Origin of the sequence: Thermobacillus sp. (assembly GCF_003390775.1) — a bacterium.
Taxonomy (GTDB): Bacteria; Bacillota; Bacilli; order Paenibacillales; family Paenibacillaceae; genus Thermobacillus; species Thermobacillus xylanilyticus.
This window is the reverse complement of sequence record NZ_QEWA01000024.1, coordinates 1-14,964: the sequence shown is the minus strand read 5'-3', so window position 1 is coordinate 14,964 and position 14,964 is coordinate 1. Positions and strand designations below refer to the sequence as shown.

13 protein-coding genes are annotated in these 14,964 nt (G+C 61.2%); 4 read left to right on the top strand and 9 right to left on the bottom strand.

Annotated elements, in window-relative coordinates; all coding sequences use genetic code 11:
- Positions 1–18 precede the first annotated feature (18 nt).
- Positions 19–984, bottom strand: coding sequence for an iron-hydroxamate ABC transporter substrate-binding protein (locus C6W55_RS02490; RefSeq protein ID WP_286891291.1), 966 nt, complete (start codon positions 982–984; stop codon positions 19–21).
- Between the two features lie 218 nt (positions 985–1,202).
- Between C6W55_RS02490 and C6W55_RS02485 the strand changes: the two genes are divergently transcribed.
- Positions 1,203–2,006 carry an AAC(3) family N-acetyltransferase gene (locus C6W55_RS02485; RefSeq protein ID WP_213482988.1) on the top strand — a complete coding sequence of 268 codons (804 nt, stop codon included), beginning with the start codon at positions 1,203–1,205 and terminating at the stop codon, positions 2,004–2,006.
- Between the two features lie 79 nt (positions 2,007–2,085).
- Here the strand turns inward: C6W55_RS02485 and C6W55_RS02480 are convergent, their stop codons facing one another.
- The 3 genes from C6W55_RS02480 to C6W55_RS02470 all read right to left on the bottom strand — a co-directional run bounded on the left by C6W55_RS02480 (position 2,086) and on the right by C6W55_RS02470 (position 4,843).
- The gene (locus C6W55_RS02480) at positions 2,086–2,844 is read right to left on the bottom strand and encodes an SDR family oxidoreductase (protein ID WP_286891289.1); all 759 of its coding nucleotides are present in this window, start codon (positions 2,842–2,844) and stop codon (positions 2,086–2,088) included.
- Between the two features lie 127 nt (positions 2,845–2,971).
- Positions 2,972–3,850, bottom strand: coding sequence for a putative RNA methyltransferase (locus C6W55_RS02475; RefSeq protein ID WP_286891287.1), 879 nt, complete (start codon positions 3,848–3,850; stop codon positions 2,972–2,974).
- Between the two features lie 117 nt (positions 3,851–3,967).
- Entirely contained in the window at positions 3,968–4,843 is an 876-nt protein-coding gene (locus tag C6W55_RS02470; RefSeq protein ID WP_286891285.1) for a LysR family transcriptional regulator, read from the bottom strand.
- A 114-nt stretch (positions 4,844–4,957) separates the two neighbouring features.
- On the opposite strand from C6W55_RS02470, the gene C6W55_RS02465 reads away from it, so the two are divergent.
- Entirely contained in the window at positions 4,958–5,629 is a 672-nt protein-coding gene (locus C6W55_RS02465) for a type 1 glutamine amidotransferase domain-containing protein (protein ID WP_213482983.1), read from the top strand.
- A gap of 73 nt (positions 5,630–5,702) precedes the next feature.
- Here C6W55_RS02465 and C6W55_RS02460 read toward each other — a convergent pair whose 3' ends face one another.
- From C6W55_RS02460 to C6W55_RS02440, 5 genes are all read right to left on the bottom strand, one after another.
- A complete protein-coding gene (locus C6W55_RS02460; RefSeq protein WP_286891284.1) occupies positions 5,703–6,620 on the bottom strand; it encodes an aldo/keto reductase in 918 nt (305 codons plus the stop codon).
- 139 nt (positions 6,621–6,759) lie between these two features.
- Complete coding sequence (locus tag C6W55_RS02455) at positions 6,760–7,872, bottom strand: LLM class flavin-dependent oxidoreductase (protein WP_286891283.1); 1,113 nt, start codon at positions 7,870–7,872, stop codon at positions 6,760–6,762.
- A gap of 102 nt (positions 7,873–7,974) precedes the next feature.
- Positions 7,975–9,267 carry an ABC transporter substrate-binding protein gene (locus tag C6W55_RS02450; protein ID WP_286891282.1) on the bottom strand — a complete coding sequence of 431 codons (1,293 nt, stop codon included), beginning with the start codon at positions 9,265–9,267 and terminating at the stop codon, positions 7,975–7,977.
- Between the two features lie 83 nt (positions 9,268–9,350).
- A complete protein-coding gene (locus tag C6W55_RS02445; RefSeq protein WP_213482980.1) occupies positions 9,351–10,991 on the bottom strand; it encodes a response regulator in 1,641 nt (546 codons plus the stop codon).
- The gene (locus C6W55_RS02440) at positions 10,957–12,810 is read right to left on the bottom strand and encodes a sensor histidine kinase (protein ID WP_213482979.1); all 1,854 of its coding nucleotides are present in this window, start codon (positions 12,808–12,810) and stop codon (positions 10,957–10,959) included. The genes C6W55_RS02445 and C6W55_RS02440 overlap by 35 nt, the downstream gene beginning before the upstream one ends.
- A 142-nt stretch (positions 12,811–12,952) precedes the next feature.
- Here C6W55_RS02440 and C6W55_RS02435 point away from each other — a divergent pair, with 142 nt between their 5' ends.
- Together C6W55_RS02435 and C6W55_RS02430 are read left to right on the top strand one after the other, a co-directional pair.
- Complete coding sequence (locus C6W55_RS02435; RefSeq protein WP_015253047.1) at positions 12,953–13,837, top strand: carbohydrate ABC transporter permease; 885 nt, start codon at positions 12,953–12,955, stop codon at positions 13,835–13,837.
- Positions 13,837–14,667: a carbohydrate ABC transporter permease gene (locus C6W55_RS02430; RefSeq protein ID WP_015253046.1), complete on the top strand. Its 831-nt coding sequence runs from the start codon at positions 13,837–13,839 to the stop codon at positions 14,665–14,667. The genes C6W55_RS02435 and C6W55_RS02430 overlap by 1 nt, the downstream gene beginning before the upstream one ends.
- The last annotated feature ends 297 nt before the right edge of the window (positions 14,668–14,964 follow it).

Below are 14,964 nucleotides of genomic sequence, written 5' to 3'. Positions count from 1 at the left end.
GAAGCGTCATCCTCTCCGTCACGGGCTGTTCAGGAAGAACTCTTCGAACAGCTCCAGCTGCATCTCCAGGGTGTAGGGGTCGGAGAACGAAGAGCCTTCCCCGGTCATTTCGAGCACCCGGCCGTTCTTCACGGCGGGAATGTTCTTGTACGTTTCGGTGTCCTGGAACGACAAGTCGGCGTTCGAATATTTGCTGATGATCAGATAGTCGCCGACGAATTCCGGCAGCACTTCCGGAGACAGCGCGTAGTAGCCGGATGCCAGCGCGTTCTCCTTCACTTTCTCCGGCATGCCGAGCTTCATTTCCTGATAGAGCAGCTCCGTGCCGCGCGCCCAGTTGTCGCCGAACACGTAGATCGCCTTGTCATACACTTCGATGACGGTGACCGTGGCGTCCTCGCCGATTTTCTCGCGGATTTTCGCGCCGGCTTCTTCCAGACGCTTCCGGAAACCTTCGACCCATTCCCGGGCGTCCTGCTCCTTGTTGACCGCCTTGCCGACCTCGATGTGCATGTCGAAAATGTTGAGCGCGCCCCAGGTGTACGAGACGGTGGGTGCAATCTGGCTCATCTTGTCAAGGTTCTTGGTGGTCGACAGCGCGATGATCAGGTCGGGCTCAAGCTCGATGATTTTCTCCAGACCTTCTTCGGACACTTCCTCGACATCCTTCAGCTGCTCGGCGAACTGCGGGGCGCTCTTCGACCATACGTCGGTGCCGATCACGGGCACGCCGAGATGCATGAGGTTGCCGGTGAAACCGGACAGGGAGATGACCCGCTGAGGATCTGCGGGAACTTCGATCGGTCCGGTCTCCGATTCGTAGGTGATGGTGCCGCTCTGTGCGGGCTGCTCATTCCCCCGGGCGGATTGCGGGTTCTCCTGCGCCGGCGGTTGATTTTCCCGGGCCGACTGCTGATTCCCGCCGCCGCATGCGGTGACGGCGAGCGCCAGCACCAGCAGGACGGGGAACAAAATGTTGCGCATGATGCTCCACTCCTCAACTTGCTATGTATGTTGATGGTTTGACGAAATGATAATGATTATCAGTTTCGACAATATGATGATAGCGGCCGGAAGAAAGGTTGTCAATGACATTCCGGCGGCGAATTTTTCCACTATAATCAAGGTTTCCGCGGCGGACGGGAAGGGGATGGACCCGGCTGCGGCGAACGGATATGCACATAGGTACGGGAGGGATCGGCATGAGCGAGAAGGATGTCGTCGCCCGGACGGCCGAACCGGTGACGACCGGAAGGATGGTGCGCGATCTCCGGCGGCTCGGGGTCGAAGACGGGGATGTGTTGCTTGTCCATTCGTCGCTGTCGAGCATCGGCTGGGTGTGCGGCGGACCGCAGGCGGTCGTGGATGCGCTGCTCCGCGCGGTCGGCGGGGAGGGGACGCTGGTCATGCCGGCGCAAACCGGCGACTGGAGCGATCCGGCCGAATGGCAGAATCCCCCGGTGCCGGCGGACTGGCACGAAATCATTTACCGGGAGTGGCCCGCGTTCGATCCGGATGTGACGCCGACGCGCGGGATGGGGCGGATCGCCGAGTTGTTCCGCACGTATCCGGGGACGAAGCGGTCCGGCCATCCCCAGGTGTCGTTCTGCGCGAACGGGCGGCATGCGGATGCGATCGTGTCGGAACATCCGCTCACCCCGCAGTTCGGCATGCCCTCGCCGCTCGGCAAAATGTACGGCATGCGGGCGAAGGTGCTGCTGCTCGGCGTCGGCTACCATGCCTGCACCAGCTTTCATCTGGCCGAAACCCGGCTCCCTTCGATGCCGGTCAAGCGGATGGGGGCGGCGATCCGGGAAAACGGCGAGCGGGTGTGGCGGTGGTTCGAAGACTATGCCTACGACGCGGATGATTTCAACCGGATCGGCAGGGAGATGGAAGGCAGCATTTCCGTGCGGAAAGGGACGGTCGGACAGGCGGAATGCCGGCTTTTCGACATGAAGGAGGCGGTGGACTTCGCCGCGCAATGGATGGCGGAGAACCGGTGAAACGGCGAAATGGAACCTGAGCGGTTCCATTTCGCGTTTCGATGGTTTCGATGGGAAGGGGAGTGGAGCCAATCCTGGATCAGTATGCGGTCCAGCCCGCGTCGGCCGTCACGACCGCGCCGTTCACGAAGCTTGCGTCGTCCGAAGCGAGGAACAGCGCGACGGCCGCGATCTCTTCCGGCTCGCCCGCGCGCGGGTTGTTGCTTGCGCCGGACATGGCCTTGCCCATGCCGAATTGGCTCGGGTTGTTCATCGTCGTGCCGATGTTCGTGTTCACGCCGCCCGGCGCGATCGCGTTGCAGCGGATGCCGTATTCGGCGTACTGGAAGCCGACGTTCTTCGTAAAGCCGATGACGGCGTGCTTCGAAGCGGTGTAGGCCGCGCCCGCCCGGGAACCTTGCAGGCCGCCGATCGAGGCGATGTTGACGATGGCGCCGCTCTTCTTCTCGATGAAGATCGGCAGCACTCTGCGGGTTGTCCGCATCGGACCGGTCGTATTCACCGCGAAGACGCGTTCCCACAGCTCGTCGGTGATTTCCGCCGCCGGGACGAAGTTGTCCATGATGCCGGCGTTGTTGATCAGGATGTCGACGGTGCCGTACGTCGAAACGGCCGTATCGACGAGGTTCCGCACGTCTTCTTCCTTGGCGACGTTGGCCGCCGCGGCGATGGCCGTGCCGCCTTTCGCTTCGATGCCCCGGACCACGGCTTGCACGCCTTCGGCATTGAGGTCGGATGCGACGACTTTGGCGCCTTCCTGCGCGAACCGTTCGGCGATGGCTTTGCCCATGCCGGATGCCGCGCCGGTGACGATGGCGACTTTGCCGGACAGTTTCATACCGGTATGCCTCCTCGCTCTTTGTTTGATTTCATGGTAGCAAATGTTGGACATCGTCCGTTGTGACCGGCATCACTGCGCGAGGAGGGGGCATGTGCTATGCACGGTTCAGCCGGAGCCGCGCAGTTCAATCGGCTTTGCGGCCGATGAGCACGGCCAGATCGATCGTCACCTCGAGCTGGTCCAGCTCGGCAATGCGCTGCAGGGCCTCTTCGCCGGCCTGCCAGCTCAGCGGCGTCATCGCGGCGAGGTGCGGCAGCAGCGGCCGGTCCAGCCGGACGCGGCAGCGGAGCCGGTCCTCGTCGACCCGTGCGAACCGTTCCCGGAAATGCGCCTTCGCCCGGCTGCCGGCGGTGACCGGCCGATCCGCATCCGGCTGCAGCAGCCGCCTGAGTTCGATAAGGTAATCGGGTTCGGGGATTACCTTCAATACGATGCCGCCGGGCGCCAGCAGCCGGCTGAACTCCTCATAGTTGGCAGGAGAGAGGATGTTGAGGACGGCGTCGAAACAGCCGGCGCCCAGCGGACTGCGGGCCAGATCCCCGACGCACCAGAGCAGCTCCGGATACGATCGCGCAGCCATTTCCACGCCTTCCTTCGCGAGGTCGATGCCCACACCCCGAATAGCATGCCCCGTTTCCGCCGCGATCTTGCCGCGGATGCGGGCCAGATGCGAGCCTTCCCCGGAGCCCGCGTCGAGCAGGAGGAGAGGGGACTTGCCGCCGCAAGATTGCAGGATCTTCGCCGCCGCAAGTTCATGGAGCGGATCGTACAGTCCGCCGAGCAGCACCGCCCTGCGGGATTGGAACAGCCGCTTGTCATATTTCGCGCGCGCCGGGCGCGTCAGCAGATTGATGTATCCGTGCTTCGACAGGTCGAACGTGTGGCGGGCCGGGCAGACGATGCTCCGGCGGTCCAGCCGGACGGTCTGTCCGCAGACCGGGCAGCGGAGCAGCGCGGCAACGGCCGCCTCCGGGCCGTTCTGTGCGGAATGGTAAGCGGTCATGATTGGAAGCCTCCCGGTCCCATCATAGCATGCCGGATTTGTCCGGACAAAAAAAGGCCGCGTGGCGCGTCGCTTCGCGCGTGCGGGCCGGCGTGTGCGCGGGCAGTGCCGGCTTCCTCAGCGGGCGGCAGCCGCGGCGAGCGCGTCGGCGAAGGCCGAGAGCCGCTCATCGCCGCTGTCCGCCGACCGCCGGACGAGCCACAGCTCGTTCACGGCCAATGTATCCGGCTCATGCAGCACGTGGAGGCGTCCCGCCTTGAGCTCATCGCGGATCAGGTAATCCGGCAGCACGCTGACGCCGAACCCGCGCAGCACCATCGTCTTGATGACCCGCAAGTCGGGGACGACGTAGTCCGGCAGAATCGCGCAGCGGACGCCGAATGCCTGCATCCAGTAGCGGCGGATCATCGGCAGGTCGGAGCCGTAGCTGATCCAACGCTCCTTCTCAAGCGCGGCCCGGATCGCTTCTCTGCCCGCGCCGCGCGGCACGTCGAGCGGCCGGGCGCCGACCGGCAGGAACGTCTCGACGGCGAGCCGGGAGAAGACAAGCCCGGTCGTCGCCACATGCTGCGTGGCCACGAGCAGGTCGAGCTCGCCGTCCTGCAGAAGGCGCAGCAGCGGGCGCGTCTCGCCGAACGTGATAATCAGCCGGTACGGCGAGTCCGGCAGCGCGGGGATGATCCGCTCGTGCATGAACTCGGACGGTCCGCCGAGACGGAGGACGGGCGCCCGTCCCGGCAGCTTGAAGGCGTCGTCCACCCGTTCCAGGCGGTCGACGGCCGGCGCGATCTGCGCGTAGAGCTGCTTCGCGCGCTCGGTCGGCACCATGCGGCGGGGCGTCCGGCGGAACAGCGGCTCCCCGATCTCGGCCTCGAGCGCGGCGAGATGCTGGCTGAGCGCCGGCTGGGTCATGTACCGGGACGCCGCGGCGGCGGAGACGGAGCCGTGGCGGTAGATTGCGACGAAGGAACGGAACCATTCGAAGTCGGCCATAAAAATTTTAATACCACCATGCATTTTTCTTTATTTGGATTATAGCAGCCGATGGAATACACTGAAAGCGTGGCAGCCGGCTGCATGCATATTCCATGGTGGAAAGAGGGATGGATGGTGGCCCAACGACATATGCTCATGGTGGTGACGAGCCACGGCGAAATGCCGACGGGCGAACGGACGGGGATCTGGCTGTCCGAGTTCGCCGAGCCGTATGAAGTGTTCCGCGCGTCCGGGTTCAAGATTACGGTTGCAAGCATCAAAGGCGGCAAAGCGCCGATCGATCCGCGCAGCCTGACGGCGGAGGCGGAAGCCAAATGGGCGGAGGCGATCCGGGTGCTCGACGATACGGTGCCGATTGACGCGGTGAGCGCGGACGGGTTCGACGCCCTTTTCCTGCCGGGGGGACACGGGACGATGTTCGACCTGCCGGGCAGCGTGAAGCTGCAGTCGCTCATCCGGACGCTCATCGAATCGGATCGTCCGGTCGGCGCGGTCTGCCACGGTCCGGCCGGACTCGTCGACGTGAGGCTGTCCGACGGCACGCATCTGGTGAAAGGCCGGCGGGTGACGGCGTTCACGAACGAGGAAGAGCGCGCCGTGAAGCTCGATCAGGCGATGCCGTTCCTGCTCGAGGACCGGCTGCGGCAGGCGGGCGCGGAGTTCATCCCCGCGGAGAAATGGGCCGATCACGTCGAAGTCGACGGGAAGCTGGTGACGGGCCAGAATCCGCAGTCCGGCGAGTCGGCGGCGCGCAAGCTGGCGGAATTGGTTGCATCGGCATAAGAGCAGGAATGAGGCCCGACAAGAAAAAAGAAAGGCCGGCAAGGACCTGACATCCTTGGCGGCCGTTTCGCATTTACGGCAGAATGTTGCCGGCGGCACGGTAGATCTCGTACCACTCTTCGCGGGACAGATGCACTTCGCTCGCCTTGCAGCAGTCGCGCAGGCGGTCGATGTTCATCGTGCCGGTCACGGGCTGCATCTTCGCCGGATGGCGGAGCAGCCACGCGATCGCGATCGTCGTGTTCGAGACGCCGTGATTCGCCGCGATCTCGTCGATCTTCTTGTTCAGCTCCGGGAACTTCGGGTTGTCGAGGAAGACGCCCTCGAAGAACCCGTACTGGAACGGCGACCACGGCTGAATCGTGATATCGTGCAGGCGGCAGTAGTCGAGCACGCTGCCGTCGCGGTCGATCGCGGAGTCATTCTCCATGTTGACGTTGATGCCGTTCGAGATCATCGTCGCGTTCGTGATGCTGAGCTGCAGCTGGTTCGCGACGATCGGCTGGCGCACATAGCGCTTCAAGAGCTCGATCTGCATCGGCTTCTGGTTCGAGACGCCGAACCAGCGCACTTTGCCGGAGCTGTGCAGCTGATCGAACGCCTCCGCCACTTCCTCCGGCTCGACGAGCGCGTCCGGACGGTGGAGCAGCAGCACGTCCAGGTAGTCCGTCCGCAGCCGCTTCAGGATGCCGTCGACGGACGACAGGATATGTTCCTTCGAGAAGTCGAACATCCCCTTGCGGATGCCGACCTTCGACTGCAGGATCATGGACGAGCGGATTTCGGCGTTCATGCCGATGGCGTCCGCGAAAATCTCCTCGCAGGCGCCGCCTCCGTAGATGTCCGCATGGTCGAAGAAATTCGCGCCTTCTTCGAGCGCCGTGCGGATGAATTTCTCCGCTTCCGGCTTGCTCAGCCGGTTGATGCGCATGCAGCCGACGGCGACGACGGGCACTTGAAGCGTGCTGGTGCCGAGTTGAATGGTACGCATGATGGATGGATAGCCTCCTTGTGATCGGCGATAAGGTGTTGAATCGAACGCGCCGCAGGGCGGGCTGCGCCGCTGTGAATACGTGTTCACGATGATTGTGGCATATCAAGGGCGCGCAATCAAGCCAAAGATTGGCTCGTCACTCCGCATCCCCCGCGCGTCCCGTCCCGCGCGCCAGCTCCTTCCGCACGATCGGCGCCACGCGCGTGCCGAGCAGCTCGATCGCGCGCAGCACGTCCTTGTGCGGCATCGTGCCGACGTTGACGTGGAGGAAGAACCGGGTGACGCCGAGGTTCCGGTGAAGCAGGACGATTTTCTCCGCGACATATTCGGGGTCGCCGACGTAGAGCGCGCCCCGCAGGCTGCGCGCCGCGTCGTAGGTCTCGCGGGTGTACGGCGGCCATCCCCGTTCCCGGCCGATCTGGTTCATCTGCGCCTGCGTCGGCAGATAGAATTTCTCGTCCGCTTCCTCGGTCGTGTCCGCGACGAAGCCGTGCGAATGCGTCGCGATCTGCAGCTTCGACACATCGTGGCCGGCCTGCACGGCCGCGCGCTTGTACAGCTCGACGAGCGGCGCGAACCGCTCCGGCATGCCGCCGATGATCGCGAAGCAGACGGGCAGGCCGAGCATGCCGGCCCGGACGGCCGATTCCGGATTGCCTCCGGTCGCGATCCAGACGGGCAGCGGGTTCTGCACGGCGCGCGGATAGACGCCGCGGCCGTCGATCGCGGGCCGGTGTCCGCCGCGCCACGTCACGATCTCGTTCCGGCACACTTCAAGCAAGAGTTCCAGCTTCTCGTTGAACAGCTCGTCGTAGTCTTCCAGCTTGCAGCCGAAGAGCGGGAACGATTCGATGAACGAGCCGCGGCCCGCCATGATTTCCGCCCGGCCGTTCGAAATGCCGTCCAGCGTGGCAAATTGCTGATAGACGCGGACCGGGTCGTCCGAGGACAGGACGGTGACCGCGCTCGTGAGCCGGATCCGCTTCGTCAGCGGCGCGGCGGCCGCCAGCACGACGGCCGGCGCGGAGCAGGCGTAGTCGGGCCGGTGGTGCTCGCCGACGCCATAGACGTCAAGGCCGGCCTGATCGGCAACGACGATTTCTTCCACCGCGCGGCGCAGCCGTTCCGCATGGCTGATCCGCTCGCCCGTCTCCGGGTCGGGCGTCGCTTCGAGGAAGGTGCTGATGCCGATCTCGATGCCGGCGGCAGGTTCGTTATCTTGACTCGGGGTGCTGCTGTGTTCGGACATGTAGTTCGCCTCCTTCGATACCATCAGTGTACGCCAACCGGCAGCGTTCCACAAACAAGAACACCCGGCATCGTTCAAGATGCTGGGTGTTCTGTCTTCCGGTTATCTCGGCGCGCCGAGCTGCGTCCAGGCGTTTTCGATGTCTTTGACGGCCTGTTCGCGCGTCGTGTTGCCCGCGATGTAGGCTTGCATGATCTCGCCGAAGCGCTGATGGAAGCTGTCCAGCGAATAGATAATCGCCAGTTCGCCCGTCTTCTCGGTCTGCATGATTTGCTGCATTTGCTGCGGCATCTGCAGCTGCGGGAACGGGACGTCCTTGATCGGCGGAATGACTTTCGCCACTTCCGAGAACCACGATTTGCCGTAATCCGACGTGTACAGCCAGTTGAAGAACTCCAGCACTTCGTCGACCACCGGGGAATCCTTGTTGATCCGAAGCGCCTGGTCGGCGCCGGTAATGATCATGGCATCCTCCGGATTCTCGCTGACCGGATAGCCGGCCACGCCGATGTTCAGGTTCGGATCGATCTTCAGAATCTGCTCTTCCGTCCAGGCGCCTTGACCGGTCATGATGGCCGCCTTGCCCGTCGCGAAGTCGCTGATTTGCGCGGACAGGTCACGTTCCAGCGGCTTCGGCATGCCATGCTCAACGGTCAGGTCGATGAAGTCGAAGAAGGCCATCAATTCCGGATGATCCGCGAACGTCGTCTTGCCGGCGATGAAGTCCTGAACGAGCGCTTTCGTGTTGCCCGGAGCCGCCGCATTAATGAAGTGCTGGAAGATATGCTTCTGCACCCACCACTCTTTGTAACCGTTGGCGAAAGGCGTTACGCCGATCGCTTCCAGCTTCGCGATGGCATCCTTCAGTTCCGTCATCGTTTTCGGGAACGATTCGATGCCCGCCTTCTCAAACAGGTCTTTGTTGTAGATGATGGCGAACAGGTTGTCCTTCACCGGCAGGCCGAGCACCTTGCCGTCGCTGGACGTCATGTTCGCTCTCACCGCGTCGTTCATTGCTTGCGCAAGTGGTTCGTTGGTCAGGTCGGCGCTATACTCCGCGTACTGATCGATTTCCCCGCCGGCCGTCGATGCGAACACGTCGGACAGGTTGCCCGACGCGATTTTCGATTTCAGGATGGTCGGGTAGTCGGCCTGCATGATTTCCAGTTCAATCGAGACGTTCGGCTTTACTTTTTTGTACTCTTCAACGAAAGCATTGAAGGCGTCGGTGTATTCCGGCATGTTGATGAACATGCGCATGTTGACGGGCTGTTCGTTCGCTCCGCCGCCTTCTCCCGTGTTCGCGCCCTGTTCCGCGTTATTCCTGGAACCGCATGCCGCGGCCATGCCGGCCAGCAGAACGGCGCACAACACGAGTGCCGTTTTTTTCAACATTTCAACCCCTCCGTCTTTTGGATGTTTGCCTTTTCATTGTAAAGAACGCGGAGAGTCCGAAAGAAGGCGATATCGTAGAGATTTCAGGGTAAAAAAGTGGCGTTCTGTTCCTTGCTGCGGTACTCTGTGGGGGACAGCCCGAAATGATTTTTGAACGCCTTGCTGAAATAATTTTTGTCCTTGAAGCCGACCAGATCGGAGACGTCCTGAATTTTCAGCTCGGGGTCCCTGAGCAGTTCCGCCGCCTTTTCCATGCGCACTTTTTGCACATATTCGTAGATGCCCATGCCGTATGCCTGCTTGAACTGTTTCATCAAGTATTCGCGGCTCAGGTAGTATTTTTCCGTAAACGTATGAATGCGGATCGATTCGTTGTAATGTTGATCGATGTACGCCTTGATGTCGCTTACGTGGAAGCGGGCGGCCGATTTGACCGTTCTCCGCACATAATCGGCGAAGTCCGCCAGCAGATCCTGCATCGCGCTTTCAAATTGCTTGAGCGACGTAAGGTCGTACGGCATGTCCGGATCATGGCCGGCAGAGCGCATGTCGGGCTGCCAACCGTTCGGCACGCCGAGGTCGAGGGCCAGCTCATGCAGCAGCGTCGCGAAATCGTCCAGCAGCCGGTCGGCGGCGGCCAGGCTCAGGCGGCCGGCCTTGCGGATCTCCGCGACATAATCGCTGACGACGGCGGCGGCATAGGCCGCATTTCCTTCTTCCAGGCCGTGCCGGATGAGCGGCATCCTTCCGATGAGCGGCGGCGGCGACCCTTGTTCCGCGGCGGAAGCTGCCCATATCGGCCGATGGGCCGTCTCCGCCAGGTTGGCGGACCATGCCAAATCCCGGGCGGCGAGGTAGGAATCGCGTATTTGGGTATGGGATTGGACCGGGCGGCCGACCCCGCCGGAGGCGACGAGATGGAGCCATTTCTCCAGCCGGTCGAGCCCCTCCTTCAGCAATCCTTCGATATCGGGACGAAGGCCGTGAGGGCGGGCAGGGTCCAACGTCAGCACGAGAATGAACTCCCGTGCCGATTTCGGATTGGCGAAGCTGAAGCAGTTCACCCCGTCCAGCTCCAACTCGTTCAGCAGGTTGGCGACGGCAAATCGGAACAGTTCCGTATCCCCTTTGAATTTTTCCCGCCGCACCTGCGTCATGTTCAGCAGGCAGAAGACGGCCACCTGATACTCCGCGGGTTTGTCGGCACCGATAACGGACAGGTGGGTCGGCGTGACGCCGCCCGCGTCTTCCACCAGGCGAAGGAAAACCGTCTCCTTCAGTTTCGGCAGCGAAAGGTTGAGGGCTATGCCCTGATCAATCCGCTCGCCGGCTTCCCGTTTCCGCCGCCCGATCAGCGCCGCGGCTTTCGCCAGCGCCTCGTTCAGATCGTGCCGGTTGATCGGTTTCAGCAAATAATCGATGGCCCCCGAAAGGATGGCCGTGCGTGCGTATTCGAAATCGTCGTAACCGCTGATGACGATGCATACGCATTCGGGATGTTCCGCGGACACCCGGCGCAGAAACTCGACGCCGTCCATTTCCGGCATCTTCATGTCCACCAGCAGCAGGTCCGGCCGCCGGGCGGCCACAAGCCGAAGCCCCTCCCGGCCGTTCTCCGCTTCGTCGATCTCCGCAATGCCGTATTTCTCCCAATTGCCCAGAAGTTTGATCGCTTCCCGGGACGGTTGTTCATCCTCGATGATCAGCGCCCGAATCATTGCCATCATTTCCTCCCCGAGGGATCAAAATGCGGACTTCCGTCCCCAATTCATCGGAATCAATCATGAGCCGCGCCGCATCGCCGTAAAGCAGCTTCAGGCGGGCGGCCAGGTTGGAGAGACCGATGGAAGCATTCCCCTGCTGCTCCCGGTCGTCCCAATCGCGCGCCAGCCGCTCCCGCAGCAGCTCCAGTTGTTCTCCGTCCATGCCCGGACCGCTGTCGTGCACGGCGATGACCGTGCCCAGCTTGTCCGGCCAGGCTCGGATCCGGATCAAGACCGGGACGGACGTCTTCTCCACGCCGTGTTTGACGGCATTCTCCACCAGCGTCTGGACGGACAGTTTTGGAATCTCCACGTCGGGCAACCGGTCGTCCAGCTCGAAGCGGACTTGCAGCCTGCCGCCGAATCGGGCCTTCTGGATGGCCAGATAGCGTTCAATGTGTTGGATTTCTTCTCTGAGCAGCACCCGGTCTCGCCGGCTGATGCTGTAGCGCAGCGTCCCGGCCAGGGCGTCCACCATGTCGGCCACTTCCGGCACGCCTTTCTTCAGCGCGTTGGTGGAGATCGTCTGCAGCGCATTGTACATGAAATGCGGATTGAGCTCCGCCTCCAGCGCCTTGAGCACGGCGTTCTTCTCCGCGAGCTGCATGCGGTACCGCTCATTGATCAGCTCTTCAATCTGCCGGACCATCCGGTTGAACTGGCGGGACAGCAGGGCAATTTCATCCTGTCCCCGGACCTCGACCATCACGTTGAAATTGCCGCGGCTGAACGCTTCCATCTTGCGGGTGAGCGCCTTGAGCGGGCGGGTGATCGCGTTGGACATCAGCGAGACGGCCAGAAGCGCGAACAGCACAAAGACCGACCCGAGCAATATGCTGACGTTGCGCGTCTTCTGCGCTGAAGCGTAGATCAGCCGGTACGGCGTCCATTTGACGAGTGTCCAACCGGTAGTCTGATCCATATCACCGATCACCATGTAGCGCTCGCCGCCCAGCACCCGGTCCAGGACGCCGTCTTCGTCCGCCCGGATGTCGGCCAGCCATTCCGTCAGAGGCGCCTGTTCGAAGAAAGCCGGGTCGCTCCAATAGAAAGGCCGTCCTTCGGCATCCGCCAATAGCAGTTGTTCCCCTTGAGCGAGGGCGACATCGCGTAAAATCTCATCGCGGCCTCCGGGGGAAAACAAAATCGTGAGCACCGCCATCGGTTCCCGCTCGAGCAGTGTCCGAATGACCCGGTGATAGGCGATGTAGCTGTCCTTCGTCCGGGCGTATCCGACGGACTCATCCAGCAGCAGCGTCTGAATCAGGCGGTTCGTGTCCCGATCCAGAACCATCTCCATCCATTTCTGTCTCGCGATCCGCCCCTCTTCATCCGACACAATGCGCACCGTCCGTCCCGGCTCGCCTTTGCTGATGGCGTAGTATTGGTTATGGGACGGCAGGTAAAAAAACAGGCTCTCGATGTCATTTCGGGAATGAAACATGCTGCGCACGTAATTCTCCAGAAAGATCTGGGCCGTGTAATCGCAGGTCCCGCACTCGGCCGCCTGGATCAGTGCGTCGTACTGCAGCCCGGGCGTCGACATCTGGTCGATTTCCGCGAAGTAGCGGACGATGTTTTTGTTGACCAGCATCAGGTTGCTCTTGCTGCCGGCAACGAAGGATTCTACCGACTGCCGTTCAATCATTTTGTAGGAAATGAAGGTAAGCAGCAGTACGATCAGCATCGCCAGGCCGGCGAACAGCAAGATCAGTTTGCGGACAAGCCGTTCCGACGGTTTGCCGGCAAGCCGGCGGATGCGGTTCATCCAGTCGGGCATGGGAATCCCCTCCGGGAGCAGTTGCAGTACACGTTATTCCCCTTATTTGATTACAGAAATGCATTCTTTTGCGGCTTACGGCCCGCCTATAATGTGTATTATCCGTCAGTTTGCACGCAACGACAAGAAAGCAGGTGAAATCATGTTCAGCATGGGCCGCAAATCGCGCTCCGGATGGGAGTTCTCGCTGTTCGTCATCCCCGCTGTGATCGGCGTGCTGTTCGCCTTCTATATCCCGTTCGTCATGAGCATGGCGTATTCCCTTACCGAGTGGAACGGCATCAACAGCAATCCCGACTTCATCGGATTCGACAACTTCCGGGCGCTGCTTCAAGACCGGAACTTTTTGAACGCGTCCCTGTTCACGCTCAAATATTCGATTCTGTACATCATCCTCGTCAACGTGCTGGCGGTGTTGATCGCCCTCGCGCTGGACCGGCCGCTGAAGACGCGGACGGCGCTCAGGGCCGCTTTTTTTGTCCCGTACATTCTCAGTCTGGTCATTGTCGGTTTCATTTGGCGGTTCATTTTCATGCAGGGATTCGAATCGCTCTATGAACAGACCGGCTGGGGCATTTTCCAATGGAGCTGGCTGGGCGAAAATACGCTGGCGTTCATCTCCGTGCTTCTGGTGTCCATCTGGCAGTCCGTCGGGTTCTATATCGTCATTTACATCGCCGGTCTGCAATCGGTGCCCGCCGACGTCATGGAAGCGGCCGTTGTGGACGGGGCGGGGCCGGTTCGCCGCTTCTTCAGCGTAACGCTGCCGCTGCTTGCGCCGTCGGTGACCATCGCCGTGTTCATGGCGCTCACCAACTCGATCAAAATTTTCGATGTCATCCTGTCCCTTACCGCCGGCGGTCCGGGTGGGTCCACGGTCAGCGTGTCGTATGACATCTACCGGGATACGTTCCAGAACAACATGTACGGGTACGGCACCGCGAAGGCGCTCGTGCTGTTCTTCGCCGTCATGATCATCACCGTCGTTCAGCTGGCCTACTTCAAACGGAGAGAGGTGGAGAGCTGATGAAGCGCGGAAAAATCGGACTTGCGCTGCTCGAATTGTTCATGATCGTTTCCGCCCTCGTGTTCCTGTATCCGATGTTTCTCGTGCTGATCAACTCGTTCAAGACCTTCGGCGAAGTGATGCGGAACGTGGTGGCGCTGCCGGAGAAGCTGACCCTGGAAAATTACATCTATGTGTGGAAGTTCATCGATTACCCGCAGTTGTTTCTCAACAACGTCATCATCACGGTAGTCGGGGTGGCCGGCATCATTGCCCTTTCATCCCTCGCCGCTTACAAGTTGTCCCGCACCGGAAGCAGGCTGAGCAACATCTTGTATCTGGTTTGCATTCTGCCGATGCTCGTCCCGTTCCAGAGCATCATGATCACCGTGCTCAAGCTGGCGAAGGACATGGGGCTGTCTGACAGCACCTGGGGGCTCGGCGTCATTTACTGGGGATTCGGCGTGCCGCTGGCGGTGTTTATCTATCACGGATTCGTCAAGGGCATCCCGCGGGAGTTGGACGAAAGCGCCATGATCGACGGCGCCTCTTCCTTCCGGACGTTCGGCACCATCATTCTGCCGCTTCTGAAACCGGTGACCACCACCGTCATTATCATCGACGTCATGTGGATATGGAACGACTTCCTGCTGCCGCTACTCATGGTCAACAGCTCGCAATCGACGAAGACGCTGACCTTGGCGGCGTACACCTTCGTCGGACAGTACAATACCGATTGGCAGTATGCGATGACGGCCATGGTGATGGCGGTGCTGCCGTCCATCATCGTGTTCATGCTGCTGCAGAAACATATCGTGAAAGGCGTCGTGGCGGGCGCGGTCAAAGGTTGAATCGTCCGCTTGCAATCGGCAGTCTGCTTCGGGGATTAGCGGCCCGGGGCAGACTGCTTGTCTTTTTTGGGGCAAAGCCGTGCCGCAAGTCCCGAAAGCGATGGGTCTGCCGGCCCCGCGCAGTGTCGAATCGTTCTCATAAATAAGAAATGATTATCAAAAATCTTAAATAGTTTCCCCTGAAAAAGTCGGCTGTTTTAAGCAAAATAAAAGGAATTCATCTCCTCCATGTGGAAATAGGAAGTTGCCGAGACAACCTATCCCAAGAGGCGAATTCCTTTGTCTTAATAGTTCAAC

Bases quoted from the DNA above. Each gene is read 5' to 3' on its own strand.
- C6W55_RS02490 (WP_286891291.1), bottom strand. From the start codon at position 984: ATGCGCAACATTTTGTTCCCCGTCCTGCTGGTGCTGGCGCTCGCCGTC.
- C6W55_RS02485 (WP_213482988.1), top strand. From the start codon at position 1,203: ATGAGCGAGAAGGATGTCGTCGCCCGGACGGCCGAACCGGTGACGACC.
- C6W55_RS02480 (WP_286891289.1), bottom strand. From the start codon at position 2,844: ATGAAACTGTCCGGCAAAGTCGCCATCGTCACCGGCGCGGCATCCGGC.
- C6W55_RS02475 (WP_286891287.1), bottom strand. From the start codon at position 3,850: ATGACCGCTTACCATTCCGCACAGAACGGCCCGGAGGCGGCCGTTGCC.
- C6W55_RS02470 (WP_286891285.1), bottom strand. From the start codon at position 4,843: ATGGCCGACTTCGAATGGTTCCGTTCCTTCGTCGCAATCTACCGCCAC.
- C6W55_RS02465 (WP_213482983.1), top strand. From the start codon at position 4,958: ATGGTGGCCCAACGACATATGCTCATGGTGGTGACGAGCCACGGCGAA.
- C6W55_RS02460 (WP_286891284.1), bottom strand. From the start codon at position 6,620: ATGCGTACCATTCAACTCGGCACCAGCACGCTTCAAGTGCCCGTCGTC.
- C6W55_RS02455 (WP_286891283.1), bottom strand. From the start codon at position 7,872: ATGTCCGAACACAGCAGCACCCCGAGTCAAGATAACGAACCTGCCGCC.
- C6W55_RS02450 (WP_286891282.1), bottom strand. From the start codon at position 9,267: ATGTTGAAAAAAACGGCACTCGTGTTGTGCGCCGTTCTGCTGGCCGGC.
- C6W55_RS02445 (WP_213482980.1), bottom strand. From the start codon at position 10,991: ATGGCAATGATTCGGGCGCTGATCATCGAGGATGAACAACCGTCCCGG.
- C6W55_RS02440 (WP_213482979.1), bottom strand. From the start codon at position 12,810: ATGCCCGACTGGATGAACCGCATCCGCCGGCTTGCCGGCAAACCGTCG.
- C6W55_RS02435 (WP_015253047.1), top strand. From the start codon at position 12,953: ATGTTCAGCATGGGCCGCAAATCGCGCTCCGGATGGGAGTTCTCGCTG.
- C6W55_RS02430 (WP_015253046.1), top strand. From the start codon at position 13,837: ATGAAGCGCGGAAAAATCGGACTTGCGCTGCTCGAATTGTTCATGATC.